The organism is Streptomyces sp. NPDC001530, assembly GCF_042894545.1.
Classification (GTDB): domain Bacteria; phylum Actinomycetota; class Actinomycetes; order Streptomycetales; family Streptomycetaceae; genus Streptomyces.
Window position 1 is genome coordinate 88,542 of record NZ_JBIAVS010000022.1, and the last position, 22,301, is coordinate 110,842.

Annotated in this window: 23 protein-coding genes and 1 pseudogene; 11 read left to right on the forward strand and 13 right to left on the reverse strand. The window is 68.7% G+C overall.

Annotation, left to right across the window (positions count from 1 at the left end):
• The first annotated feature begins 335 nt into the window (after window positions 1-335).
• Window positions 336-1,034 carry a CAP domain-containing protein gene (locus ACFY0T_RS37695; RefSeq protein ID WP_388881407.1) on the forward strand — a complete coding sequence of 233 codons (699 nt, stop codon included), beginning with the start codon at window positions 336-338 and terminating at the stop codon, window positions 1,032-1,034.
• Between the two features lie 200 nt (window positions 1,035-1,234).
• Here the strand turns inward: ACFY0T_RS37695 and ykgO are convergent, their stop codons facing one another.
• From ykgO to rpmG, 3 genes are read right to left on the reverse strand one after another with little or no spacing between them, the layout of a single operon-like run.
• Window positions 1,235-1,357: a type B 50S ribosomal protein L36 gene (gene ykgO / locus ACFY0T_RS37700; protein ID WP_020132570.1), complete on the reverse strand. Its 123-nt coding sequence runs from the start codon at window positions 1,355-1,357 to the stop codon at window positions 1,235-1,237.
• A 36-nt stretch (window positions 1,358-1,393) separates the two neighbouring features.
• Complete coding sequence (locus ACFY0T_RS37705; RefSeq protein WP_388881410.1) at window positions 1,394-1,654, reverse strand: type B 50S ribosomal protein L31; 261 nt, start codon at window positions 1,652-1,654, stop codon at window positions 1,394-1,396.
• Between the two features lie 47 nt (window positions 1,655-1,701).
• Window positions 1,702-1,866 (reverse strand): 50S ribosomal protein L33, encoded by a 165-nt coding sequence (gene rpmG / locus ACFY0T_RS37710; RefSeq protein ID WP_388881413.1) that lies wholly within the window; start codon window positions 1,864-1,866, stop codon window positions 1,702-1,704.
• Window positions 1,867-2,321: 455 nt separating this feature from the next.
• On the opposite strand from rpmG, the gene ACFY0T_RS37715 reads away from it, so the two are divergent.
• Window positions 2,322-2,864 (forward strand): hypothetical protein, encoded by a 543-nt coding sequence (locus ACFY0T_RS37715; RefSeq protein ID WP_388881416.1) that lies wholly within the window; start codon window positions 2,322-2,324, stop codon window positions 2,862-2,864.
• Window positions 2,865-3,146: 282 nt separating this feature from the next.
• On the opposite strand, the pseudogene ACFY0T_RS37720 reads toward ACFY0T_RS37715, so the two are convergent.
• The 3 genes and pseudogenes from ACFY0T_RS37720 to ACFY0T_RS37730 all read right to left on the reverse strand — a co-directional run bounded on the left by ACFY0T_RS37720 (window position 3,147) and on the right by ACFY0T_RS37730 (window position 5,300).
• A pseudogene (locus ACFY0T_RS37720) lies at window positions 3,147-4,064 on the reverse strand (phosphotransferase).
• A 90-nt stretch (window positions 4,065-4,154) separates the two neighbouring features.
• Complete coding sequence (locus tag ACFY0T_RS37725; RefSeq protein WP_388881694.1) at window positions 4,155-4,601, reverse strand: PaaI family thioesterase; 447 nt, start codon at window positions 4,599-4,601, stop codon at window positions 4,155-4,157.
• A 174-nt stretch (window positions 4,602-4,775) separates the two neighbouring features.
• Window positions 4,776-5,300 carry a hypothetical protein gene (locus tag ACFY0T_RS37730; protein WP_388881419.1) on the reverse strand — a complete coding sequence of 175 codons (525 nt, stop codon included), beginning with the start codon at window positions 5,298-5,300 and terminating at the stop codon, window positions 4,776-4,778.
• Between the two features lie 631 nt (window positions 5,301-5,931).
• Between ACFY0T_RS37730 and ACFY0T_RS37735 the strand changes: the two genes are divergently transcribed.
• Window positions 5,932-6,345: a VOC family protein gene (locus ACFY0T_RS37735; RefSeq protein WP_388881422.1), complete on the forward strand. Its 414-nt coding sequence runs from the start codon at window positions 5,932-5,934 to the stop codon at window positions 6,343-6,345.
• Window positions 6,346-6,531: 186 nt separating this feature from the next.
• On the opposite strand, the gene ACFY0T_RS37740 is transcribed toward ACFY0T_RS37735, so the two are convergent.
• From ACFY0T_RS37740 to ACFY0T_RS37760, 5 genes are all read right to left on the reverse strand, one after another.
• On the reverse strand, window positions 6,532-8,304 hold the full coding sequence (locus ACFY0T_RS37740; protein ID WP_388881425.1) for an RICIN domain-containing protein: 1,773 nt from the start codon (window positions 8,302-8,304) through the stop codon (window positions 6,532-6,534).
• Window positions 8,305-8,356: 52 nt separating this feature from the next.
• The gene (locus tag ACFY0T_RS37745; RefSeq protein WP_388881428.1) at window positions 8,357-9,178 is read right to left on the reverse strand and encodes a carbohydrate ABC transporter permease; all 822 of its coding nucleotides are present in this window, start codon (window positions 9,176-9,178) and stop codon (window positions 8,357-8,359) included.
• On the reverse strand, window positions 9,175-10,152 hold the full coding sequence (locus ACFY0T_RS37750) for a carbohydrate ABC transporter permease (RefSeq protein WP_388881431.1): 978 nt from the start codon (window positions 10,150-10,152) through the stop codon (window positions 9,175-9,177). The genes ACFY0T_RS37745 and ACFY0T_RS37750 overlap by 4 nt, the downstream gene beginning before the upstream one ends.
• A 51-nt stretch (window positions 10,153-10,203) precedes the next feature.
• A complete protein-coding gene (locus ACFY0T_RS37755) occupies window positions 10,204-11,454 on the reverse strand; it encodes an extracellular solute-binding protein (protein WP_388881433.1) in 1,251 nt (416 codons plus the stop codon).
• Window positions 11,455-11,518: 64 nt separating this feature from the next.
• On the reverse strand, window positions 11,519-13,486 hold the full coding sequence (locus ACFY0T_RS37760; RefSeq protein ID WP_388881436.1) for a glycoside hydrolase family 127 protein: 1,968 nt from the start codon (window positions 13,484-13,486) through the stop codon (window positions 11,519-11,521).
• Between the two features lie 251 nt (window positions 13,487-13,737).
• Between ACFY0T_RS37760 and ACFY0T_RS37765 the strand changes: the two genes are divergently transcribed.
• From ACFY0T_RS37765 to ACFY0T_RS37790, 6 genes are all read left to right on the forward strand, one after another.
• On the forward strand, window positions 13,738-14,757 hold the full coding sequence (locus tag ACFY0T_RS37765) for a LacI family DNA-binding transcriptional regulator (RefSeq protein ID WP_388881439.1): 1,020 nt from the start codon (window positions 13,738-13,740) through the stop codon (window positions 14,755-14,757).
• A 274-nt stretch (window positions 14,758-15,031) separates the two neighbouring features.
• Entirely contained in the window at window positions 15,032-15,211 is a 180-nt protein-coding gene (locus ACFY0T_RS37770) for a hypothetical protein (protein WP_388881442.1), read from the forward strand.
• Window positions 15,208-15,339, forward strand: coding sequence for a hypothetical protein (locus ACFY0T_RS37775; RefSeq protein ID WP_388881446.1), 132 nt, complete (start codon window positions 15,208-15,210; stop codon window positions 15,337-15,339). The genes ACFY0T_RS37770 and ACFY0T_RS37775 overlap by 4 nt, the downstream gene beginning before the upstream one ends.
• 153 nt (window positions 15,340-15,492) lie before the next feature.
• Entirely contained in the window at window positions 15,493-15,918 is a 426-nt protein-coding gene (locus ACFY0T_RS37780; protein ID WP_388881448.1) for a VOC family protein, read from the forward strand.
• A gap of 407 nt (window positions 15,919-16,325) precedes the next feature.
• Window positions 16,326-17,108: a class I SAM-dependent methyltransferase gene (locus ACFY0T_RS37785; RefSeq protein WP_388881451.1), complete on the forward strand. Its 783-nt coding sequence runs from the start codon at window positions 16,326-16,328 to the stop codon at window positions 17,106-17,108.
• 153 nt (window positions 17,109-17,261) lie between these two features.
• Complete coding sequence (locus ACFY0T_RS37790) at window positions 17,262-17,732, forward strand: hypothetical protein (RefSeq protein WP_388881454.1); 471 nt, start codon at window positions 17,262-17,264, stop codon at window positions 17,730-17,732.
• A 196-nt stretch (window positions 17,733-17,928) separates the two neighbouring features.
• On the opposite strand, the gene ACFY0T_RS37795 is transcribed toward ACFY0T_RS37790, so the two are convergent.
• Window positions 17,929-18,903 (reverse strand): XRE family transcriptional regulator, encoded by a 975-nt coding sequence (locus tag ACFY0T_RS37795; protein ID WP_388881457.1) that lies wholly within the window; start codon window positions 18,901-18,903, stop codon window positions 17,929-17,931.
• Window positions 18,904-19,258: 355 nt separating this feature from the next.
• Between ACFY0T_RS37795 and ACFY0T_RS37800 the strand changes: the two genes are divergently transcribed.
• Window positions 19,259-20,344, forward strand: a complete 1,086-nt coding sequence (locus tag ACFY0T_RS37800) for a hypothetical protein (RefSeq protein ID WP_388881460.1) — start codon at window positions 19,259-19,261, stop codon at window positions 20,342-20,344.
• Between the two features lie 378 nt (window positions 20,345-20,722).
• On the opposite strand, the gene ACFY0T_RS37805 is transcribed toward ACFY0T_RS37800, so the two are convergent.
• On the reverse strand, window positions 20,723-21,856 hold the full coding sequence (locus tag ACFY0T_RS37805; RefSeq protein ID WP_388881463.1) for a glutathione-independent formaldehyde dehydrogenase: 1,134 nt from the start codon (window positions 21,854-21,856) through the stop codon (window positions 20,723-20,725).
• Window positions 21,857-22,027: 171 nt separating this feature from the next.
• On the opposite strand from ACFY0T_RS37805, the gene ACFY0T_RS37810 reads away from it, so the two are divergent.
• Window positions 22,028-22,219 carry a hypothetical protein gene (locus ACFY0T_RS37810; protein ID WP_030190387.1) on the forward strand — a complete coding sequence of 64 codons (192 nt, stop codon included), beginning with the start codon at window positions 22,028-22,030 and terminating at the stop codon, window positions 22,217-22,219.
• The last annotated feature ends 82 nt before the right edge of the window (window positions 22,220-22,301 follow it).

The window sequence follows — 22,301 nt, forward strand, 5'->3', positions numbered from 1 at the left end:
TAGAGAGACTTGCCCACCGGAAAGGGGCATAAGGCGCACCTGATCCGACGGCATGCACCGCGCTCGATTCCTTCACACCGCTCGCCAGGCATGTGAGGCCTCCTGACGGGGCATCAAGCTTTGCCGCTCCCCGATGAGCCGGGTCAGCACACCCGTGCGCCCGATTCAAGGGCGTTCGAGAACTACGAAGCCAGGTAGTAGCAGCGCTCGTTGCTGCTCTCTCACTGAGCTTTTAACAATGACGGCCCCAGACGGCGTCACCGCAGCTCAGGCAGAGCATCCGTGCAGAGCCGAGCCCACCGGAGGCGCACCCGCGACGACCGAGCGAGGGCCGCATGAGGAAGCACCGCAGGAAGACGCGCCACCGGCAGATAGCCATCGCTGCCGTCGCGCTGAGCGCGCTGGCAGTACCGTCCGCCGCCATGGCCTGCCTCAACGATCCGGACGCCGAGGGCGCCGAGCCCTACGGTCACTGGAACCACTGGAAGCACTGGAAGAACGCGTCCTTGGAGGAGCGATGGAGGGGCGGCGAGTGGACCTCGCAGCCCTCGGCACCGGCTTCGCAGGCAGCCACCGCGCCCGCCTCGACGGCAGCCGCCACACCCACGGCGCCCGCAGCCCCGTCCCCGAGCGCCTCCACCAAGGCGACCCCGGCGTCCAGCGCCGTGGCTCGCGTCGTGGCCCTGGTCAACAGCGAGCGCAGCAAGGCCGGCTGCTCCCCAGTGACTCTGAACGCGAAGCTCTCGAAGGCCGCCCAGGATCACAGCGCGGACATGGCGAGCCACCAGAACATGTCGCACACGGGCTCCGACGGGTCGGATCCGGGTGAACGGATCACGCGTGCCGGCTACAGCTGGAGTTCCTACGGCGAGAACGTCGCGTACGGATACTCCACCCCCGAGCAGGTCATGGCGGGCTGGATGTCCAGCCCCGGCCACAAGCACAACATCCTGACCTGCGGTTTCAAGGAGATCGGCGTCGGCCTCGCGCAGCCCGGCAGCTACTGGACGCAGGACTTCGGCACGCCCCGCTGACCGCTCGCGTCGGTTCCGTACGCCTCGCGACGTTCCTGACCCTGCCGCGAACCGGGGCCCACTCGGAAAGGGGCGGTCCCGACTGCCCGGGTGCCGAGACGGATTGCGGTTCGTACGAAGGCGCAGTACCGCCGTCAGACGGCCGGCCCGGTCCACACACTGTGTGTGGACCGGGCCGGCCGCCTTCTCCCGGTGCCGTGTCAGCCCTGGCGGGCCTTGAAGCGCGGGTTCTTCTTGTTGACGACGAAGACCACGCCCCGTCGGCGGACCACCTGGGCCCCAGGCCTCGACTTCAGTGAGCGCAAGGACTTGCGCACCTTCATAGCTCTACTCTCCTCCTGCTGGGCACCGGCCTGTGGTCAGCGCTGGATCGAGGCGACGCGGCCGTAGCGACGCTCGAAGCGCTCCACGCGGCCGGCGGTGTCCACGACCCGCGAGGCCCTGGTGTAGAACGGATGGCTCGCCGACGAGATCTCCACGTCGATCAGCGGGTAGGTGTTGCCGTCCTCCCACTCGATCGTCCTGGGCGAGTGCGCGGTCGAACGGGTCAGAAACGCGACGTCCGCGGCACGGTCGCGGAAGACGACCGGCCGGGATTCGGGGTGGATGCGGGTCCTCATAGAGCTTCCTTCCTTGCGACGGTCCGACTGGTGACGCCGGGCTTGGCTCAGCGTTCCTCCCGGAACGGGACGTGCTCCCCGGCCACCGGGTCGTACTTGCGCAGTACGAGTCGGTCGGGGTCGTTGAGACGGTTCTTGCGCGTCACGTAGGTGGCGCCGGTTCCGGCCGTCGACTTCAGCGTGACGACTGGGCGCGTGTTGTTGCGTGCCATGAGGTCCTCCTTCCGCCCACATCGCGCGATTTTGACTCGCGCATGTCAGCTCTGTGCGGTGTAACAGCGGCCCTGGTCGCCGCATTCCCGCCGCCTAGTGGCGCTCGGCAGGCAGGTAGCGCTCGTCACGGTGGTGCCCCTTCCGGCCGCCGCGCGGCCATCGGCCCGGTTCCCGCCAGGTCGAGCCACGGCGCCAAAGCAATGACACCGGACGTCGCCCATGACAGATGCCCCGGCTCATGCGCCGCCGCGAACACCGGCGCCGCGACGGAGATGACGCCCGGAATGACGCCGGACCTCGGCGAGCTCCAACACCACGCCCAGGAAGAAATAAGACCAACGGTGAACGGTGCAACCTTTCGACTATCCAACGTGTCTTGTGTGATACCAGTCACATATAGGCCTAGGGGGACATCATGGGTCGAAGCAGAACGACATGGGCGACACTCGCGCTCATGGGAGCCACGTTCGGGGTGACGGCGATCCCGGCCGACGCCGCTCCAGCCACCACCACACAAGCCACGGCCTGCCCCACAGGCTGGGGCAGCCTCGGCAAGACCGGTGTCTCGTCCACGACGGCGCCGCTGGAGAACATCAGGACCGGCCGCCACGCCTGCTACGACCGGATGGTCTTCGACATTCCGGGCGCGACTGGCAGCGGCTTCGGCTACTCCGTCAGGTACGTCGACCACCTCTACCAGGACGGATCGGGTCGCCTTATACCCGTCGGCGGCGGAGCCGTCCTCGAGGTACGGGTCACCGCACCCAGCTACGACCCCGAGACCGGCGCACCCACGTATCCCGGACGAGCGGGCCGCCCCCTGCCGGGCGTGGACCTCACCGGATACCGCACCTTCAGGGACACACGGTTCGCGAGCAGCTTCGAAGGCGACACGCAGATCGGGGTCGGTGTCCGCGCCCGACTGCCGTTCCGGGTGCTGCGGCTGAGCGACCGCGTCGTGGTGGACGTCGCCCACAACTGGAACGGCACACGCTGACGGCCTGGCGGTTCACCAGGCCCCCTTCCCACACGCCTCCCGTCCGGCTACGCCGCCGCCCCGCCCCCGCCCGACTCTCGCATGCCGCACAACTGCGGGTCCTGGCCGAGCTGCTGGACGAGGCGGCGGCCGCCTGCCGTGAGCGGCGTCCGGTCTCCTGTCGTCAACGGTGTAGGGGCTGACCGGCTGGTCGAGGTACTCCGCCGGGCAGCAGCCCATCTCGCCGGACGGCGGAAGCGTCCACGGCGGCACATTGCTGGTCGGCGGCGCGACAGGCACGCGTCACGCCGTGCCGAACCGTGCCTCCGCGAGCGAAAGCAGCGTTCCTTCGGCCGGGACGCGCAGTTCCCTCATGTACCAGGGGAGGTCGCTGTACACGTGCAGCAACGTGTACGCGAGCAGTTCGGACGTCTCGAAGGAGTGACCGTACGCCCTGGTGAGCCGGGCCAGCAGGTCCGCCTCACCGCGGGTGACGAACAGGCCGACACCTACGAAGTCGTACGCGCGGTCACCGATCATGGCTGGTTCGAAGTCGAAGAGCCCGGTCAGGCGCCACCCGTCGGGATCGACGAGGAAGTGCTGCTGCATGAACTCGGTGTGCAGCAGACAACGCTGCGGGGTGCGCGGCAGGGGAACCGAGGCGAGGAAGTCCGGGATCTGCTCCAGCCAGGCGGCCGGCAGTCCGTGGGCGCGCTGCTGTTCCACGGCACCGGCACCTTGGCGGCCCAAGAAGGCGCCTCAGTCTCCGGGGCCGAGGACGTCCCCGAGGGGATCGGGGCTGAGGGAGTGCAGCGCCGCCAGGGTCTCACCGACGTCGGTGACGAGCCGTTCACGGTGGCTGCGCGGTACGCGGCCCCAGAGGCGGGCCAGGTTCTCACCGCGGAGCCGGGACATCAGGACGTACTGCCAGCCGTTCTCGTACGGCCCGACGTCACGCACCTGCGGTGTCGGTACCGGCAGCCGTCCTGGACGTGGGTGAGGACGCGGCCTTCTGCGACGCCGTCCTGAGCGGCGGCACCGGGGAACAGCTTGAGAACGTGCACCCATCGTGTAGACCGGCTGCGACCCGTCAGGGAAACGAGTCAGCGGTGCGCCGGCGAGACCAAGGCGTGCACCGATGTCCTCCGCTCCGGGGCGCATCACCGTCTCGTCGGGGACGACCGCGTCCCACTCTTCGTCCGTTTCCACCGGAGGCAGCATGATCGGGACCGTAGGCAGCAGGCGGCAGGCGGCAGGCGGCCGGGGAGCAACGGAATTTCACGGCCCTCGGGCGCAGAGCGATCAGAAGCTTCACTCTTCGGGTCGCGCGTTGACGCAGATCAGCGTCTGCTGGCCTGTCGCAACGAGCGACCTCTGCCCAGACTGGACTCCAAACACTTCCAGTTGGCACACGGTCAGCGTTCGTCCTGACTTCACAACCGCACCCACGGCCTCGATGTGGTCACCCCCAGCAGGTGCCAGGAGATTGATCTTGTACTCGACCGTGAGCACCGACGAGTTCTCGGGGAACAGGGTGAACGCCGCGTAGCCGCCCGCGCTGTCAGCGATGGCACTGGTGGCTCCCGCGTGGAAGTAGCCGTTCTGCTGCGTCACTTCGGGCCGGCAGGGCAGCACGATGTGCACGCGTCCCGGTGCGATATGCGCTATGCGCGCACCGAGGTGGCCCATCAGTCCCTGGCGCTCGAAACTGGCCTGGACACGCGCCTGTACCTCGGGGCTTGCCTGTTCCTGCTGCATCTGGTTTTCCACGTGCTCTCCTAGAGCGGGCATTGCGGCCGGTGCGGCGGATCGGGAGCGGTGAGGTGGCCCTGTCTTCCAAGGTGCAGACGGCGCGGGGGCCATCATCCCGGCGGGCGCTCCACAAGGAGGCACCCGCCGATGACGATCATCATGGCACCGCACGCCGGCCCCTCATTCCCCCACCTGCCTCCGACCAGCCAGGGTCGGCAGAGGTAACGCAGCACTACCAGGTGCGGGGTGGCCCTGGAGGTGGGACAGCTCGTTCACGGAACGCTGCAGAGTCAGCTCCAGGACCTCGGGCATGGTCAGCGTGCCGGTGCCGTCCGGCGGGCACAGCCAGCGCAGCGCGCCCCAGCGGCAGTGCGGCGCGGGAGCGGCGATCCACGCCCCCTTGCTGAGGCGGCGCAAGCCGGTGCCGATCCACACGGTCTCCGGCTCCGGGGGCAGAAAGAAGCCCACGTGGTGCCGTCGGGCATCCAGCAGGCAGGGACCGGGGGCGAGCAGCGGAAGTTCGTCCAGGAGGGCGGCGACGCGCAGTCCCAACTCCTCCGGCACGATCAGCACGTCCCAGAACCGTCCGGCGGCCAGGAGGGTGACTCCGGTACGGCCGTTCTGCCACTCGTTCTTGCAGGCGCGGGGGTCCTCGGACGCCGCAGCCAGCCACTCCATTGACCTCGTCCACTCTGTGAGTGCCATCAAAGCCTCCTTGTGGTGCGCCAACGCCTGAGACGGCCACTGCACGACCCGTCTGGTCTCTCACCTTGATCAGCTGTCGAAGCCGCCGGTCGAAAGGTGCGGGCAGCCGCTGAGTCCGGCAGCGCCTGGGCCCGCGGCGGGAGCCCTCTACGGACAACGGGCTGTCCGAGCACCATCCCTCAGACAGCCGCCTGCCCCGTGACGCGAGCCACCCGGGATCGGCGTGCTGTCCGTCCGCCCTGGCGTGCTCGGGGCATGACCAGGGTGATCCATATGCTGTTGTTGCCGACCACCAGTCGTGGATGACCGGTTCATGCCCCAGTGCATCGGCTGCCACGTGCCGCGGCCAGACAGAGGGGGCTCAATTCGCCGCATGGGGCGAGCGCCCGCGCGCCAAACCGGCAGATATATGCAGGCGTGCGCCCCCGCACCACCGAAGGGCGGCGGAACCGCCCTCGCAGGAGGAGCGCGGCAGGACAGCGGGTGGAAGACAGCGATTTCGCGGATCCCATGCGGTCTCTGCGGCTCAGCAGCGGCCCCGGGGAATGCGGTCCCGCATGGGAGGCCGTTGTCGGCGGCCCGCGCTAGTCTGCGCAGATCCGTATGTTTTGCCCCGTATCGGGAGGTTTTCATGGAGTCGCGACTCAACCCGTATATCAGCTTCGACGGCAACGCCCGGCAGGCGATGGAGTTCTACAAGGAGGTCTTCGGCGGCGCACTCCGCCTCAACACCTTCGGGGAGTTCGGCCAGAAGGACACCCCGGAGGCCGACAAGATCATGCACAGCATGCTGGAGACGCCCAGCGGCTTCACCCTGATGGGCGCCGACACCCCACCGGGCATGGAGCTCGCCAAAGGCAACAACTTCTCGGTGAGCCTCAGCGGCGACGACGACACCGAACTGCGCGGCTACTGGGACAAGCTGTCCGCCGACGGCTCCGTGTCCGTCCCGCTGGAGAAGCAGGTGTGGGGCGACGTGTTCGGCATGTGTACGGACCGCTTCGGCATCCCCTGGATGGTCAACATTGCCCAGCCCCAGAAATGACCGGAGCCACCCGAGGGTGGTCGAGAGCATCCCGGGCATCTCCCCGTCCTGAAGGAACCGTGGGAGGCCACCGCGCCGAGCTGCGTGGACTTGGATCGCCGAGGCCAGTGATACCGGCAGGCACCGACAGTGATGGCTCCCGCGCCCGCGGTGGACGGCAGGTGCGGGAGCGATCACCGGGTCACCTCAGCGAGAGGTCAGCTTCCACAGATGGTCGGCGGTGCCGTTGTCGTCCCACTGGAGGACCTGGGCGCCGGAGCTGGTGCTCATGTTGTTGACTCCCAGGAGCAGGCCGCTGTTGTAGTTGGCGATCTTGTAGTAGCCGCCGTCGGACGGGATCAGCTGCCAGAGGTGGTCGGCGGTGCCGTTGTCGCCCCAGATCAGGGCGGTACCTCCGTCACTCGTACTCATGTTGTTGATGCCGAGCAGCAGTCCGCTCGCCTGGTTGACGATCTTGTAGAGGCCCGAACCCGCCGACACCAGCGTCCAGTTCTGGTCGGTGCCGGTGGTCGAGGTCGCCTGGACGACGGCGGTGCCCTGTGCGGTGCCGGCGTTCTGGGTGTCCAGGGCGAGGCCGCTGTTCTTGTTGGTGATCTGGTAGCGGCCGGCCAGCGAGGTGGACGTGCCGCTGGGCGTGACGACCAGGTGGTAGCCGTCGGAGGCGTTCATGGCGACCGGGACGGTGATGGAGCCGTTGCTGACGGTGTAGTCGGCCTCGGAGATGGTGTACGGGGCCGAGACGGCCGTCGTACGTCCCTTGGACGGGGTGTACTCCAGCTTCACATGCACCTTGCTGCCGAAGGCGGACAGCGAGCCAAGTCCGTTGACGGTGACGGCCGTTGAGCCGGTTCCGCCGCCGAAGATGACGCTGATCTGCCTGCCGTCACCGGTGAGCGAGGCGGCCCCGTCGATACCCGTCTGGGCCGGAGGTGTGGTGGTGAGCATGTTGCCGGACATGTCGCCGTACCACTTGTACAGCCAGTACGAGCCGTTGGGCGAGCCGCCGGTGTCGGTCAGGGTGTCGCCGAGGGTGCCGTAGTGGTTCCAGAAGGCGAGTTCTGCGTCGCGGACGCCGGCGCGCTCGAACTTGGCGACATAGCCGATGAGGGAACCCGGTATGCCCATCTCGCTGGGGGTGGCGTACTCCTCGATGGAGATCGGGCGCGGGCTGATGCCGAGGCTGCTCTCCAGGGAGCGGTAGGCGGAGACATGGGCGGCGATGTCCTTGCTGCCCTGGAGTTCGTGCCAGGCGATGACGTCCGGGACGGTGCCGCTCGCCTTGGCGTCGGTGAGGAACTGGCTCATCCAGCTCTGGTTCCACACCGAGTAACTCGGTCCCTGGATGGGCGTGCTGGTGTCCTTGGCTCGTACCTCCTTGAACGTGCGCGCCCAACCGGCGTTGAAGGCACCGGCGTTGGTGGTGTCCCAGGTCCAGTCGGGCTCGTTCCACAGCTCGTACGCGCTGATGTTGGTGGCGCCGGAGGACTTCACGGAGGCGACCTGGGTGTCGACAGCGGACAGCCAGTCGCTCCAACTCACCCATTTGTAGGGGAAGTTCGGATACCAGTCGGGCATCCGGACGACGACCTTCGCGCCGGCCCGCGCGGCCTTGGAGGCGACGACCAGGGAGTCGCCGGCGGGGGTGGGCTCCCCGTTGGGCAGCTGCTTACCGCCGGGGGCCATCTGCACGAAGGTGTTCGGCTTCAGCGGCTGTACGAGGCTGTCGGCCGGGGTGCTCGCGTCGGCGAGGCCGTACAGGCTGCCCGTGGCGACATGAGTGACGGACCGCAGGGTCTGCCCCGCGTTGACGACCAGGGTGGTGGACGCCGTGGGGGCCGCTTGGGCGGGGGTGCCCGTGAGGGCGGTCGCGGCGGCGGCCAGGGCCGTCGCCAGGACGGCCGCGGTGGATCGGCCGAACAGCCTTCTATGTAGGGGAAGTTGGGATCTCGGGACAGGCATGGGTGGCGGCTCTCCTGACACATAGGAGGTGGATAGGGGGTTGACGTCCCGGTCAGTCCTTGACCGCGCCCGCGGTGACCCCGGCGGCCACGTACCGCTGCGCGAGGACGAGAAGGGCGGCGGCGGGTAGGGAGGCGACGACGGCGGTTGCCATGATCGCGTTCCATTCCTGGTTGTTGTTGCCGATGTACCGGTAGATGCCGAGGGTGATCGGGCGCATGTCGCCGCCGCCGTCGAGGGTGTTGGCGAAGACGAAGTCGGACCAGGCCCACAGGAAGCTGAACAGCGAGACGGTGACCACGGCGTTGCGGCTCACCGGCAGCACGACGGACCAGAAGGTGCGCAGCGTGCCCGCCCCGTCGATGCGGGCGGCGGCGGTGAGTTCGTCGGGGATGCCCGACATGAACGCCGTGAAGATCATGACGCCGAAGGGCACGGCGATGGTGGAGTCCGCGATGATCAGGCCCCACCAGGAGTTCAGCAGCCCGGCGTTGAGGAAGATCCCGTAGAAGCCCATCGCCATGACGATGCCGGGGATCATCTGCGCGATCAGCAGGGCCAGGCTGAGGATGCCGCCGCCGCTCGGGCGGAGCTTGGCCAGCGAGTAGCCGGCCGGGGCGGCGAGGACGAGGGTGACGACGACCGTGCCGAGGCCGATGAGCAGGCTGGTGCCCAGGTAGGGCATCTGGTCGTTGAGGACGGCTCGGTAGCCCTCGAAGGTGGGGTGCAGTGGGAGCAGGTCGGGCGGGGACTTGCGCATGTCCTGCTGCGGGGTGAGGGACACGTTCAGCATCCAGTACACCGGGAACAGCATCAGCCCGGTGAGCAGGAGGCCGACAGCGGTGTAACGGCGGGAACCGGTACGGGACTTCACGCTTCCTGCCTCCTCTGGACGCGGATGTAGAGCAGGCCGAAGACGAGCGCGATGAGGATGAGGATGTTGCCGACGGCGGCTCCGGGGCCGAACTTCGGGAGCAGGGTGCCGAATCCGAGCTGGTACGACCAGGTGGCGAGCGTGGACGAGGAGTCGCCGGGACCGCCCTTGGTCATGATCCAGATCAGGTCGAACACCTTGAGCGTGTACACCAGGCCCAGCAGCAGCGTGATCGCCGAGACCGGCCGCAGCAGGGGGAAGGTGATGCGCCGGAACTGCTGCCAGCCGCTCGCCCCGTCCAGCGAGGCGGCCTCGTACAGCTCCCCCGGGATGTTCTGCAGTCCGCTGTAGAGGATGACCAGATTGAACGGGATGCCGATCCAGACATTGGCGATGATGACCGAGGTCAGCGCCCAGTGCGGCGAGGTCAGCCAGTCGACGGGCGAGACACCGACCAGATGGAGGGCGTAATTGACCACGCCCGACTCGCTGTTGAGCATCCAGGACCAGGTCGACGCCGACACGATGAGCGGCAGCAGCCACGGGATCAGGAACAGCGCCCTGAGGGTGGCGGCCAGCCGGAAGTGCCGGTTGAAGAAGACCGCGAGCGCCAGCCCGGCCGCGTACTGGAAGACGATCGACACGAAGGTGAAGACCATCGTGTGGCGCAGGGCGGGCCCGAAGGTCGGGTCGTTCAGGACGTGGGAGAAGTTGTCCCAGCCCGAGAACGGCGCGTTGTTGTCGACGAACGACCGGACCGTGTAGTTCCGCAGGCTCAGATCGAGGTTGCGGTAGAGCGGATAGAGATAGAACGCGACGAGGTAGGCGACGAGCGGGGCGACGAAGGCCAGCGCGGTCAGCCGGTTCCTGCGGCGCGCACGGTGTGACAGGGAGTCGCGCCGGCCGGCTGTGCCCGTCACTCCGGACACGGCCGGGGACCGCTTCGGGCGGCGATCGACTCGGGCGATGGTCATGCGAACTCCTGGATGCGGGTGGCGGTGTCCGGTACGCGGCGCCGCTCGGCGTCAGCCCTTGCCCTGCTCGGCCGCGGTCTGTGCCGTGTTGAGGGCGTCCTTGGGGCTCTTGCCGCCGGACAGGGCCCCCTGCACTGCGGTCCACATCGGCTGCGAGATGGTCGGGTACTTCGTGCCCAGACCGCCACTGGTCCGGCCACGCGCGGCGGCCACGGCCTCGACCCACGGCTTGAGCTTCGGGTTCGCCTTGACCTGCTCGGTCTGCACCGTCGCGGTGGGAGCGACGTACGTCAGGGCCGTGTCGCTGGCCAGCAGGTTCTTGGAGCTGGTCAGACAGGTGACGATCTTCTTGCTGACGTCGTAGCGGGCGGTGTCCTTCTGCACCGGGACGGTGACGAACTCGCCGCCCGTCGGCACCGGCGCCGAACCGCCGTTCTGCCCGGGAATGTTGACGATCCCGTACGAGAATCCGGCCTTCTCCGCGTTGCCCAGCTGCCAGGTGCCGTTCTCACCGAAGGCGTAGTCGCCGGTGGCGAACTCCTGCCAGCTGGTGGTCTGGGTGTTGTTCAGGACGTCCTTGGGCGCGTAGCCCGCGTCGACCCACTGCTTCCACAGCGTCAGCGCGGCAACTCCCTTGGCGGAGTTGAGCTTGGTGAGGTCGCCGCCCGCGCCCCAGAACCACGGCAGGAACTGGAAGCTGCCCTCCTCCGTGTTGATCGCGGAGAAGGTGATGCCCTTCTTTCCCGCCGACTTGACCTTCTTCAGGGCGGCCGTCAGCGACGCCCAGTCCTTGATGGAGACGGGGTCGACGTGCGCGGCGGTCAGGATCTTCTTGTTGTAGTAGAGGGCGAGGGTGTTGGCGCCGATCGGTACACCGTAGGAGGCGCCGTCGAGGGTGCCCGCGCCGATGATGTTCTTCTGGATCGCGGACGTGTCCAGCCCGAGGTCGCTGGTCTTGTTGAGGATTCCGGCCTCCACCAGCGTGGAGACGACCGGGTTGTCCACCAGCATCACGTCGGGCGCATTGACCTGCTGGGCCGCCAGCAGCGCCTTGTTGCCCAGGTCTGTGGTGTCGTACCCGGTGCGCTGGATCTTGACGCCGGCCTCGGTGCCGCACTGGGCGACGCGCTTGCCCCAGTCCGAGGAGTCGTCGAACTGCGGGTACGGATCCCAGAACGTGTACGTCCCCGACTTGGCGGAGGAGTCGGAGGAGCCCGAACCGCCGCCCCCGCAGGCGGTGACGGAGGCCAAGGTGCCGACGGCGGCGAGGCAGGCGAGGAGGGTGCGGCGGGTGCTTCTCATTGCGGTGACCTCGTTGTCAGGTGTGGTCATGAGGGTTCGGGAGGAGGCGAGCGGGGGGCGTACGTCAGGAGGTGGGCAGCCAGACGCGCATGCTGCCGTCCTGGCGGTTGGCCCAGGCGTAGTAAGGGATCGCGGTCAGTTCGACGGGCTCGCCCGAGGGTGCGGGCTCGGGCGCGGCTTCGGCGGACCGGTAGGGCCACCAGCCGATGTCCGGGATCTGGCGGCGCCGGCCCGCGGCGACCACCGTGGTGACGCCGCCGAGCAGATCCGGCCGCTGCTTCACAGCCAGCGGGCGGGCGGTGTCGATGACGATGTCGTCGAGCCCGCCCCCGGGGTGGTCCACCTGCTCCAGGCAGTACACGAGCGGCCCGCGCTCGATGGCCACGCAGCCGCGGACCGCGTCCACCCGAGGGTCGGCCGCGGTGAGCCGGGGTTCGAGACCGAGCTCCAGGACAACCCGGTCACCGGGCGCCCAGGTCCGCTCCAGCCGCAGCCAGCCGTCCGCGAGAGGGGCGTCCGTCTGGTCGTACGTCCGGCTGCCGCACCGCACGCGGTACTCGCGGCACCACTGCGGGATGCGGAGGGAGAGCGTCCAAGGGCTATCGGCGGGGGTCTCCTCGACGGTGAGAGCGATCGTGCCATGCCAGGGGTAGTCGGTCTCGGCGCGTACGGCGACCGAGGCGCCGTCGGCGAGATCGGCGGCGTACTGGCCGGTGACGTACTGGTGGATCTGCAGGCCCTGCCCGCCCGCGTCGGTCGAGGACAGGTAGTGCTCCAGGCCCGCCAGCAGCCGCATGACGTTCGGGGGGCAGCAGGCGCAGCGGAACCAGCGGGTGCGGCGGGCCGACTGGTCGCCGCCGGTGTCCGTGTGGCCGTCGCGGACCTGGAGCGGATTGACGTACAGCCAGCTCTCGCCGTCCAGGGAGACACCGGCGAGGAAGCCGTTGTAGAGGGTGCGCTCGATCAGATCGCTGTAGCGGGCCTCGCCGGTGAGCAGGGCCAGGCGCCAGCTCCAGTGGATCGAGGCGATGGCCGCGCACGTCTCGCAGTAGGCACGTTCGTTGGGCAGCTCGAACGGGTCGCCGAAGTCTTCCTCATCGTGGTGGGCACCGAGCCCGCCGGTCAGGTGGGTCTTGGTGGCGGTCATCGCCTGCCACAACCGCTCGGCGGCGGCGCGCAGTTCGGCGTCGCCCGTCTCCGTGGCCAGGTCCGTCGCACCGGCCAGCAGATAGAGCTGACGTACGGCGTGTCCTTCGACGTTGGTCGCCTCGCGCAGCGGCACGCGGTCCTGGCAGTAGGCCTCTCCGCCGAGCAGACCGTGGCCGTAGCGGTCGACGAAGTAGCCGGCGAGATCCACGTAGCGGCGCTCGCCGGTCTCCCGGTACAGCTCGACCAGTGCGGTCTCGACTTCAGGGTGGCCGTCGATGCCGTCCATGGGCTTTCCGCTGCCGGGAAGGCCGAAAACGGAGTCGATGTGATCGGCGAAACGGCGTGCCACATCGAGGAGTTCGTCGCGACCGGTGGCCCGGTGGTGGGCCACGGCCGCCTGGATCAGATGGCCCGCGCAGTACAACTCGTGGCCCCAGCGCAGGTCCTTGTAGCGCTCGCCGCCCTTGCGGACCTGGAACCAGGTGTTGAGGTAGCCGTCGGGCTGCTGGGCGCCGGCGACCAAGGAGACGATCCGGTCGACGTCGGCGGCGAGTTGACGCTCCTCGGGGGTGCCCTGCTCCCCGCCCTGAGCGAGCTGCCAGGACGCGGCCTCCAGCCACTTGTAGACGTCGGTGTCCACGAACGGGTAGGCACCTTCGAATTCACCCTGCGCCGTACCCGCCGCCAGGCGCAGGTTGTGCAGGTTTCCCGCGGACTCCAACAGGCCGGGGCCCTGTGGGATGGACGTGCGCGCGTTGACCTCCCGGCGGGCGTGCCAGAAGCCGGTGCGCACGTCGGCGGTGGCGGGACGCAGCGCGGCGCGGGCATCCGGGCCGAGGCGGACCGGGCCCCTTGCGGGCAGGGTGGAGCGGGTGCGGGGCATGGTTCTCCGGGAGGTGGTGGCGGGACGGGACCGGCATGCGGGGCAGGGCGCGGCGGCCCCCGGTGCTCGGACGTGACACGTTCATCGGAACTCGTTTGAGCAACCGTTTTCTCTGCCGAGAAGTACAGGGCAGTGGAGTGGGCGGGTCAAGAGTCGCGGCACGATATTTTTCTGTCGCTCGGCGGCTGGCACTCACCCCCGGGTGACTGCGACGATGAGGGAGCCGCTACCCTCAAGGAAAAGGTTTGCTCGTGACCGTTGCTCCAGGTTCTCGCTCCGCAGGCCCGGCGAAGCTCGCCGACGTCGCCGCCCTGGCAGGCGTCAGCGTGGGCACGGCGTCGAAAGCGCTGAACGGCGGCGGGCGGATGAGGCCCGAAACCCGCCAGCGGGTCCTCGACGCCGTGGAAGCACTCGGGTTCCGGCCCAACCAGCATGCGCAGAGCCTGCATACCGGCCGGAGCTGGACGGTCGGGCTGATGACGACCGACGGCATCGGCCGCTTCAGCACACCCGTGCTGCTCGGCGCCGAGGACGCGCTGGGAGCCGGAAAGATCTCCGTGCTGCTGTGCGACACCCGCGGCGACGCCATCCGTGAGCAGCATCATCTGCGCAACCTGATGGACCGCCGTGTCGACGGCATCATCGTCACCGGCCGCCGGACGGATCCGCGTCCGCCCCTGACCGGCATCGAGGCCGTCCCCATCGTCTATGCGCTGTCGCCCTCCACCGACCCGGCCGACACCTCCGTGGTCTCCGACGACCGGGGCGGCGCCAGACTCGCGGTGGAGCACCTGCTGGCCACCGGCCGCACCCGGATCGCGCACGTCACGGGCCCGGAACACCACGCGGCCGCCCGGGACCGCGCCCGGCACGCGGTCGAGCACCTGGAGCACGCCTCGCTGACCCTCGCCACCGCCCGGGTCCACTACGGCGAGTGGAGCGAGGCGTGGGGGCGCCGCGCCGCCGATGCGGTGCTACGCACCGCGCCGGACACGGACGCCTTCTTCTGCGGCAACGACCAGATCGCCCGCGGCGTGGCGGACGCGCTCCGCGAGCGAGGGGTGAGCGTCCCCGGCGACATCGCCATCGTCGGCTACGACAACTGGGACACCATGGCCCTGGCCTCCCGTCCCCCGCTCACAACGATCGACATGGACCTCACCGAGATCGGCCGGATCGCCGCCCTTCGGCTCCTGGAAGCCATCGACTCCGACCCTGCGCCGGGCGTGCACACCGTCCCGTGCCGGCTGATCGTCCGCGACTCCAGTTGAGCTGATCCCTGCGAGCGCCCCCGCTCAGGCCGAGATCTGCACGCGAGTCCTGGGCGAGCGCCGTCCCCGTCTGGACTTCGCCACTGCGCTCCGCAGGAGCCGCGCAGCCGTAGCGGCTGGTGCTGGGGCCCGGCGCGGGCATCCGGGGTCACTCAGATGGACGCGGCGCTCGCCCTGCGGTCCGCCCACCAGCGGCCGGGCAGCCGCACGGCGGGGGGAGCATCAGCAGGTCGTCTCCGTCTTCCGCGAGGCGTGCGAGACCGGCGACCTCGACGTGCTGGTCGCCGCGTTGGATCCCGACGTCGAGTCGCGCAGCGACGGCGGCGGCAAGGTGCGGGCGGCCCCGCGACCGGTCGTCGGCCGGGACAAGGCGGCCCGCCTCTTCGTTGGCCTCATGCGTAAGGAACCCGAGGTGGCACTCGGGGAGGAGGACATCAACAGCACCCCGGCGTGACCGTCCGTATCGCCGGCACCACCATCGCCGTCCTCGCCATGGACGTCCACGACGGCCTGATCACCAACCTGTGGCTCGTGGTCAACGCCGACAAGCTCCCCGCGTGGAGGGGGGAGGACACCCAGTGAGTGGACCACCGTCGCGTGGAGATTCCCTGTGAGCTCTCAGGGCCATCCGCTGGTTTGGCTGCTCCGCAGCACCCACTTTTCGGTGACGCCACCGCCGTGGCTCGCGCCTGTTGCCTACGCGTCTCCAGCCGCTGCTCACGGCAGAGTAGAGCCATGAACGCAGACGACAGGAACATGCTGGCCCAGGCGAGCGTGGCGACCAGGCTGCCGGCCCAGGACCTGGACCGGGCGCGGCGTTTCTACTCCGAGCAGCTCGGTCTGGACCCCGTCGATGAGCGGCCCGGCGGGCTGCTGTATCGGTGCGGAGGCGTGGAGTTCGTGGTGTTCCAATCGACGGGCGCCTCTCCCGGCACCTTCACGCAGATGGCGTGGACGGTCGATGACATCGAGACGGTCGTGTCGGAACTCAGACGGCGCGGCGTGGTGCTCGAAGACGTCGATGTGCCTGGGCTGCGTACGAAGGACGGGATCGCCGAGATCGACGGGAACTACCCGAGCAAGGGCGCACGAGGTGAACGCGGCGCCTGGTTCCGCGACAGCGAGGGGAACCTGCTGGGCATCGGCGAGCCGGTCGTCTGAGCAGAGCGCCGCGGCCTCACCGGCAAATGATCAGGCTCACAGCTCAGGTTGTGCTCTACGCGACGACTGACGTGCTCGGGCCAGCCGGGCACCGGGTCCGCCTTCCGCGAGCGGCGGGCCAGCCGGCCACCGGGTGCGCCTTCCGCGAGCGGCGACAGGCCGTGGCGGGTTCTGGTCCCCGAGCCGGAAATCCAGCGCGATCGGCGCCCGGGACCGCGGCGGTGGGCAGCCCGTCGCCTCGCTATGGCGTTGCGTCACTTCGGGACCTTGACTTCGTCGGTGGCCAGGCCGTGATTTCGTCGGTGGCCAGGCCGTCCACCGCCCGCCCTCCGGCTGGGGGCGGCCAACCATGCGCTCGCCCCCGGTCCGACCGCCCAGCCCGGCAACCACGCTCTAGCGTGGGGTACATGGCCGCATTCTCGGCGAGGGACTTTTACGACGACCTCGCCCCCGACTACCACCTGATCTTCCCTGACTGGGATGCGAGCATGGCACGCCAGGCGAAGGTATTGGACAAGCTTGTCCACCATCGTTTGGGGGCGGGACCGCACCGAGTCCTGGACTGCTCCTGCGGGATCGGAACCCAGGCGATCGGGCTGGCCCTGGCCGGGCACAAGGTCGTCGGCAGCGACCTGAGCCCCATCGCCGCAGCACGGGCCGTGGCCGAGGCGGCTGCCCGGGGCGCCGGCCTTCCGGTGGCTGCCGCGGACATGCGGCGGCTGCCGTTTGCGTCATCCGCCTTCGACGTCGTCGTCTGCGCCGACAACTCGCTCCCGCACCTGCTGTCCGCGCAAGACGTTACGGCGGCACTCCTCGACATGCGACGGGTACTCCGCGACGGCGGGCTGCTGGTGATCACTGTCCGGGCGTACGACGAGGCCCGCCGGACCAAACCCACCGCGACACCGCCCCAGGTTTCGGAAACCCGCGACGGCAAGGTGATCACCTTTCAGCTGTGGCACTGGCACGAGGACGGCGAACACTACGACGTGGAGCACTTCCAGCTCATCCCCGTGGCGAACACCTGGACAGTCCGAGTCCGCCGGGCCACCTACTGGGCACTGACCCGCCAGCAGGCGACAGAGTTCGTGGCCGACGCCGGCTTCACCGACATCACCTGGCACACCCCAGCCACCAGCGGGTACTACCAGCCCGTGCTCACCGCCCGGCGAGCCCCGTCCGCGCCATAGCCCTACACAGCGGCGGCACCACGGCATGGCCCGCCGACCGCTCCCTCCCCACGACCGAGCGATCCATTCGCAGCGGTCGAATGAACGATGAATCGGGCCATCGCCTCCAGTCATCACTGGTAGGCAATGTCCAGCCGAGGAGAGGAAAATCCGATGCGGCAACCGACACCCCATACCGCGCTGCGCCAGTTGGACGTCCTCGTGGGCGAGTGGGACATGTGGGCCGCCGGCCATCGCGTCGGACCGGTCCGGACCGAGTTTTCCTGGCTGGAGGGCGGAGTCTTTCTCGTCCAACGCGCGGATGTAGGCCCCGAGTCGGCCCTTCCCGCCGAGTGGGGCCCGAACGCGCCGTTCCCCACCGTCACACTGACCGGCTACGACGAAACCGCCGGAGACTTCACGACCCTGTACGCCGATGGTCGCGGTGTCGCGCGCGTCTACCGGACGAGCGTCAGCGGCGGCACATGGAAGCAGTGGCGGGTCGCGCCCGGATTCCATCAGCGGTTCAACGCCAGCTTCAACGACAGGGGCGACACGATCAAGGGCGGCTGGGAACGGTCGGAAGACGGCGAGCACTGGATGCTGGACTTCGACGTGACGTACACCCGGGTCGGGGCCGCATAACCGCAGGACACGTGAGAGAGCCGCCTTCGCTGGAATGCGTCGAGACTCTGGCGCGCCTCCGGCTACCGGACACCAGGGTGCACCCGGCCCAACTGCTCCTGGACGGCGCATCGTTCGAGGAGGCCACCAGCCTCGTCCGCCTGGGGCGAGGATCCAGCGGAGTGGCTGTTCCTGCAGTCGGCCGTGGTGAGGACCGTCAGCCCGTCCGGATGAGGAAGCGCTGGTCGGCCGTGCCGGTACATCGCTCTTGGATCGCTTCGGCTTCCTCGGTGGTGTCACGGTCGGCGATGCCGATGCACCTGCTGCTGTTGGCCGGGCGAAGCCGGAAACCCTCGACGCTGTCGGCGGCGGTGGCTTCCACACGGAACAGGGTGGCCTGGCCACAGTCGTCCCGTGGCTCGAGCATGCCCTTGACCGGACCGGTGCTCATGACCGTCAGGCATCCTCTCCCGTGCTGGGGATGATGCCACTGGATCCGATAGAGGCCCTCGCCGGCCGGTTCGAGGTAGGTGCGCGGCACGGTGGCCTGGGCGCAGGGGAGTTGGACGGCGACGGCGCTGGCATAGGCGCCGTCCCGGTCGCGTCCGTCGGTCAGACAGAGGTCGGGCGTACGGGCAGGGCGGATGGTGACCCAGCCGACGGCGGGAATCCGGGGGGTCGTGGCCGCAGCGGCCGGTGCGCCCGGAGCATCGGAGCTGCCGGAGGCCAACGCCCAGATGACCAAGGCGAGCAGCGAGACCGTGAGACCGGTCGCGAGCACGACCGTGCGCCCCCTGGTCCGGCGTGGACGCGAGCCCATGGATTGCTCGATCCGTGGTTGATCCTCGGCGCCGGCCTCGGTGTCGGGGTCGGGGTTGGGCGCCGTGGGGGCCGCGGCCGCGGTATCCGCGGCTATCCGGTCCCTGGCGTCCAGCCAGGCGCCGACCCGCCGGCCGTCCCCGCACGCGCGGACGAACGCGGCCAGCACGTCGGGGCGCGGCAAACTCGTCCGTCGCAGGATGTCGGCCAGCGTGCTGCGCGCCAGCACGTCACCGCTTCGGGCGGCCCGCTCCTCCAATTCCCGATACGTCAGCCCCGAACGCTCCTTGAGCCGCTGCATCGACTCAACAAAGCCGGCGGCGTCTCGGGCTTCGTACGGCGACAACTCCCCCAGGTTCCCCACGAACGTCATCTTGCTGCGGCCATGACACCGGGACAACAGCGGATTCCGCCATGCCTCCGCTGTCCGGTACGTAACCCGGACAAGGCCCTGACCAGCCCGGACAGACCGCGGCTGTCCGGGACAGCCGGTTGGCGTTGCCTCGGTCCAGCGACGGTCAGCAGGCTCTGTGGTGCCACGGCTGGCCCCACCGTCGCCACGACGCGGCGAAGCGGCACCGCTGAATCAAGGTCGGCTGCTGAGTGACCACAGGGGGAGGCCGCGGAGCGGACGACTGCCCGCTCCGCGGCGAAGCAAGCAGTGCTCAGACCACACCACGACCGCGCACCGCGCGGGAACGGCATGCCCATCCGAAGGAGCGAGCATCATGCATCAACAACCATGGAGACGAACAGCGTTACTGGTTGCCGGACTCGTCACCGCCGCGACCGTCACGACCGGCGCCGCACAGGCGTCCGCTGCTCCGGCCGCAAGCGAGGGCGACACCGTCATTTCCATTTCGGCCGACCAGTTCCGTCAGGCCCGGGCGAAGTCCCGGGCAGCCGACGCCAAGGCTCTTCGGACCGCCTCCGCGGCGGCTCCGGCCCGTGAACGCGAGCGAACCTCCTACCTGCGGGAAAGCCGCAGGCAGGGCGTCGACGACGTCTCACGCGCGGACATCGACGTCGTGGACCTCGGCCACGATCTCCTGCTCACCCTGCCCACGGAGACCGACATCAAGTCGGTGACCGTCACCAAGCAGGACGACGGGCGGTTCAGCGCCGAGGTGGAGGACGTACCGCAGGCCTTCGGCGCGGACTCTTCGGCCGCTTCGGCGGCCTCCGTTGGTACGGACGCCGGCACCGCCGCCGTACAGGGGGAGATCGACTGCCCGCTGACCAGCTCGACCGGGCAGTGGAAACTGACCATGCTCGGTGTCGGGTACATGTACGCCTACTGGCAGAAGTGCAAGGCGGGTTCTACCTCCACCCATGACGTCTGGGTCTACAAGCGGTGGGCGGTCGGGCGTCCGGTGGACGTTCCGGGGGATGACTGGTCCGTCGTCGGCATGTACCTCGGCTCGTACGCCAAGCCTGGCCACGAGTCCAAGTTCCTCTCCAACATCGACCAGCAGCCCCGCACCACCCAGTCGAGGTGCGACGACGTCTTCAACGCAACGGTGACCACGGGCGTCCCGGGCTTCGGCGTCGAGGTGAGCTTCCCCATCAAGGACTGCACCGACTACACGGTGAGCTGGGGCAGCACCCCGGGCAAGTACAGCGTCTACATGGATCAGGGCTTCAGCTACCACGACGGGGACCAGGAGGCCGAGTACGCCCAGGCGGTCAAGATCAAGAAGGGGCAGACGCCCTACTGGAGCGACCGCCAGCGGATCGAGTGGGCCCGCTGGACCCTGCCGACCATCCCCTGCGAGTCGGTGAACTCCAACAAGGTCTGCGACCCCAACGCATAAGTCTCGTATCCGCCTCGTGAGTGACCGGACACTCTGATCGGGTCCGGAGATCCACCGTCGCGCCGCGAGGGCACGGCCGGGAACGCGTGACGCGTTCCCGGCCGATGTCGTTCTGGTGCATCGCCACGGGGCTGTCGGCGACGGGTGAAAAATGCCCTCCCCTGTGACGATCACGGGCGTCTTGCCGAGCGCAGGCCACCATGCTGGCGTCAGAGCCAATCTGCGGAGGGCCTTCCGGCGCGCGGAGCAGTGGCAGGTGCCCGCGTGCCCTGGTCAGGTAGCCGCAGACACGGCAGCTCCGTCGGGAGGCGAAGTCATACGCTGCCGGCTGCGGCGGGGAAGCGACCCCGACGCAGCCGGCCGTTCCGGTCTACAGGACTACGGGTGCAGCACCACCTTCGTGTAGCCCTCGATCCGCTTGTCGAACTTGTCGTAGGCCGACGGCGCCTGGTCCAGGGTCAGTTCGTGGGAGACGACGAAGCTGGGCTTCGCCCGACCCTCGATGATCATGTCTCGCAGGTACCGGTTGTAGCGCTTCACGTTGCACTGTCCCGTACCCATCCGCAGGCCCTTCTCGAAGAGCTTGCCGATCGCGACGGAGAGCATGCCGTGTTTGGCCTGATCGTCCGGGCCTCCGGGGTCGGCCGGGACATAGAGGCCGGGCACGCCGAGCGCTCCGGTGGCTCGGACCGTGCCGACGAGCGAGTTCAGGACGGTCGCCGGTTCCTCGCGGTCCGTGCCGTGCGCCATCGCCTGGTAGCCGACAGCGTCAACGCCCTTGTCCGTGCCGACGCCCTCGGTCTGTTCCTTGATCTGCTCAACCGGGTCGCCCTCGGCGAAGTTGATCGGAACCGCGCCTATCTCCTCGGCCTTCTGCAGCCGCTCGGGGACCCTGTCGACGACGAACACCTTCTTCGCGCCGCGGAGCAGCGCCGAGTAGGCGGCCATGAGGCCCACGGGCCCTCCGCCGTACACCGCGACGCTCTCCCCAGGCCGGACCTGGGCGAGTTCACAGCCGTGGTAGCCGGTGGGGAAGATGTCCGCGAGCAATATGAAATCGCTCTCCTGCTCGTTTCCCGGCGGCAGCTTCAGGCAGTTGAAGTCGGCGTAGGGAACGCGCAGATATTCGGCCTGGCCGCCCTTCCAGGGCCCCATGGCGACATAGCCGTAAGCCCCGCCCGCGAAACCGGGATTGACGGTCTGACAGAATCCGGTAAAGCCCTCGACGCAGTTGGTGCAGAACCCGCAGGCAACATTGAAGGGCATGACCACGCGGTCGCCCTCCTTGAGCGCGGTGACGCCCTGGCCGAGTTCCTCGATGATTCCCATGTTCTCGTGGCCGAACACAATGCCCGGCTCGGCAGCGGTGCGACCCTCGTACATGTGCAGATCGGAGCCGCATATCGCGGTGGAGGTGATCCGTACGATCACATCGTTCGGATGCTGGATGCTGGGCTTTTCAACCTCTTCGACCGCAACGGTGAACGGCCCCTTGTATACGACGGCCTTCATGGCTGTCACCTCCCGCTCGGCGATGCACGTGTCTAGTTGCCACGCTCCCTCCCACGTTCTCCACGTGACCTATCTCTCATGTTTCTCCGACCTGCCCAATAGGACAACCCGGTAATCTCGGATGAATAACTAGTCGGCGCCGCACAAAGAAATGGAGAGGGTGGGCGAAACGTGTCAGCACAGCGACTGGGAACCCTGCTTGTCCCTGTACCAGGGCTCTCCGGCACCACCTACCCGCCAGGAACGACCGTGACTGTCCGCGGTCGAGGCGCGACGGTCGACGCCTTCGTCAACGGCGACTGGCTTCCCTTGTCGTGGTGGGAATTCTCCGACGGCCTCCGCGAGGACATCGCCGACCGCTGACATCCCCTGCGCCGTCGGTGGGTCTGGACCTGCGGACGCTCAAAGCGGAGGCAGGGCGCGGACCGCGCGCCAAGCGGATCCA